Origin of the sequence: Vibrio sp. D420a, from assembly GCF_030248625.1 — a bacterium.
GTDB classification, from domain to species: Bacteria; Pseudomonadota; Gammaproteobacteria; order Enterobacterales; family Vibrionaceae; genus Vibrio; species Vibrio fortis_A.
The window spans coordinates 1-2,300 of the sequence record NZ_JAHGAN010000092.1 but is presented as its reverse complement, the minus strand read 5'-3'; the positions used below and the strand labels follow the sequence as shown (position 1 = coordinate 2,300).

3 protein-coding genes and 1 pseudogene are annotated in these 2,300 nt (G+C 43.7%); 3 read left to right on the top strand and 1 reads right to left on the bottom strand.

The features are described 5' to 3' along the window. From KI743_RS24445 to KI743_RS24435, 3 genes and pseudogenes are all read left to right on the top strand, one after another. Window positions 1-194: pseudogene (locus KI743_RS24445) on the top strand (ATP-dependent helicase); the annotation flags it as partial. Window positions 195-267: 73 nt separating this feature from the next. Further along, on the top strand, window positions 268-672 hold the full coding sequence (locus KI743_RS24440; protein ID WP_285468584.1) for a PPC domain-containing DNA-binding protein: 405 nt from the start codon (window positions 268-270) through the stop codon (window positions 670-672). Window positions 673-694: 22 nt separating this feature from the next. Then, complete coding sequence (locus KI743_RS24435; RefSeq protein ID WP_285468583.1) at window positions 695-1,318, top strand: PolC-type DNA polymerase III; 624 nt, start codon at window positions 695-697, stop codon at window positions 1,316-1,318. 42 nt (window positions 1,319-1,360) lie between these two features. Here the strand turns inward: KI743_RS24435 and KI743_RS24430 are convergent, their stop codons facing one another. Beyond that, window positions 1,361-2,200 (bottom strand): DUF6279 family lipoprotein, encoded by an 840-nt coding sequence (locus tag KI743_RS24430; protein WP_285468582.1) that lies wholly within the window; start codon window positions 2,198-2,200, stop codon window positions 1,361-1,363. Window positions 2,201-2,300: the final 100 nt, after the last annotated feature.

The window sequence follows — 2,300 nt, the reverse complement described above, 5'->3', positions numbered from 1 at the left end:
CTGGCCGTGCAGATGCTTCAGGTGAAGCGATCTCATTCTTATCAAAAGATGATTTCAAGAACCTATGCATCATTGAAAAGCGCCTCGGTCATTTGATTGAGCGCCGCGTGATTGAAGGCTTTGAGCCGCGTAAGCCTGTGCCGATTTCTGTGTTGAACTTTGTGCCTAAACACAAAAGAGAGCAACAGAAGTAACGCAATCAGTAAGAAGCGAAGTCATCTGGCTTCGCTTCTGTTTTTCCTTCTAGCATTGATTTAAGGAAACACTATGATCACTCCAATAGCAGTTAGGTTAACCCGAGGCCAAGACCTCAAACTGTCGATTCAAGAGTTAGTTAACCAGCACCAAATATCAGCGGGCTCCATTGCCTCTTGTGTGGGCTGTGTCTCAACCATCAACCTTCGGCTCGCCAACGCTGACCAAACTCTACAAATTGACGCGCCATTTGAGATAGTTTCGGTAATGGGAACTCTAACGCCCAACCACCAGCACATTCATATCTCAGTAGCGGACGAGCAAGGAAAGGTCATCGGCGGGCATCTGCTGGAAGGCACACTTATCGCTACCACGGCTGAACTTATCTTACACACTTACCCAGAGCTCGCGTTTACCCGTGAACATGATGAGTCGACTGGCTATACAGAACTTGTCATCAATTCAAATCGTCGCTAAACCATTTTCATCAGGAACCATTATGCCGTCTTCTTCTGCCCACTCAGTTATCGTACTCGACTTCGAAACCACTGGCCTGTCTCCTAACATGGGCGACCGCGCTATCGAAATTGGTGCAGTAAAGCTAGTTGATGGCGTCGTCGTTGATACCTTTCAGCAGTTAATGAACCCAGGTTTTCGAGTCAGCAGTTTTATTGAGGGCTACACGGGCATTACCAATAACATGTTAAGGCTTGCCCCTAGCTGCGAAGAGGTTATGACAGAATTCGCAGACTTTATCCAAGGTAGCCATTTGGTGGCACACAATGCCTCTTTTGATAAGCGTTTTTTGGATGCTGAACTTGAGCAAGTGGGTAGGAATTATGATGGGCAATTCGCGTGCTCAATGTTGATTGCGCGCCGTTTAATCCAAGATGCGCCAACACATAAGCTAGGCGATCTAGTACGATACAAGCAGATCGAAAACGACGGTACCTTTCACAGAGCCTTAGCGGATTCAGAGATGACAGCCAAATTGTGGTTGGTGATGCTAGACGAGCTAGCGTCTGGACACGGTATTATCAACCCCGATTTCGCTTTAATGCGGAAGATCTCAAAAACCAGCAAAACAGCTGTATCAAAACTATTGGCAAACCAAGTGAGCTAGCCCTTTATTCATACCTTTGACTATTCAGTCATGGACACGAAGCTACTTCTGTAAGTCGATTAGAGTAGACTTTAATGTACCCAGTTCATCCATAAAATATTGCCACTGATTCTCACTACTTGATTGTGCAATGAGCATTAAATACTTCGCTGAGATGGCACTATTCTTCTTCAATTTGTCGGGTAATGTGTCTGGGTAATAAGATTCATTATTCAGCAACAATTGCATGGTTGTTACCTGAACGAATGGTAAATCGACCTTTTTCTCGACTAGGTCTGATACCGCTTGATAAGTATTCTTCTGATATTGGTGCCAGTCAGGATTCGTATTTACCCACTCGTTAGCCCAATTCTTAATGATGATATCTTGCTCCGAGCTTATATCCCCGAGCCAACGCTCCATTCTTTTTCTTACTCGCTCGGAATAGAACTCGCGAGCTTCTTTATCATCCAACGATAGACGCTCATCATAATATTCCTTTTGCTTCGCGCTAAAGTTTTCTAAGAACTCTTGGTCTTGTTCTGGTGACAACTGCAAGCTCAAGGCATATATATCAGGTGAAAACTCAGTCACGATAGTTCGAATATGCGTTCTAATTTCATCGCCCTGTTGCTGAATAAAATCAGCGGTGATCGATTGCCGCTTTTGTTGCTGAATGTTATTGATTTGCTGAATGTATAATGGAAGTTGAGTGGACTTATGCCACTGCTGTAGGTCTTGTAGCCGATTCTCTAATTCCGATTCTTGGGCTGAATTTAAAGGCACTAGGTCTTCAATATACGAAATAATGAACCAATCAATATTGTTGTATGCAAATTTGGTGGCACACCCAAATGTGGCAAGGCTTGCCAATATAACTGCTAAATATCGATGAAATTTCATACAACTCACTCTGTCTGCAACGTTTACTCACAGATAGTTTAGATTGTTGTGCTTCATTTGGCGGGATTTATAAAGAAATTGAGAGATGAACTTGCCAAGT

Excerpts from the sequence above, each read along its gene's own strand:
- KI743_RS24440 (WP_285468584.1), top strand. The coding sequence starts at position 268 with ATGATCACTCCAATAGCAGTTAGGTTAACCCGAGGCCAAGACCTCAAA.
- KI743_RS24430 (WP_285468582.1), bottom strand. The coding sequence starts at position 2,200 with ATGAAATTTCATCGATATTTAGCAGTTATATTGGCAAGCCTTGCCACA.
- KI743_RS24435 (WP_285468583.1), top strand. The coding sequence starts at position 695 with ATGCCGTCTTCTTCTGCCCACTCAGTTATCGTACTCGACTTCGAAACC.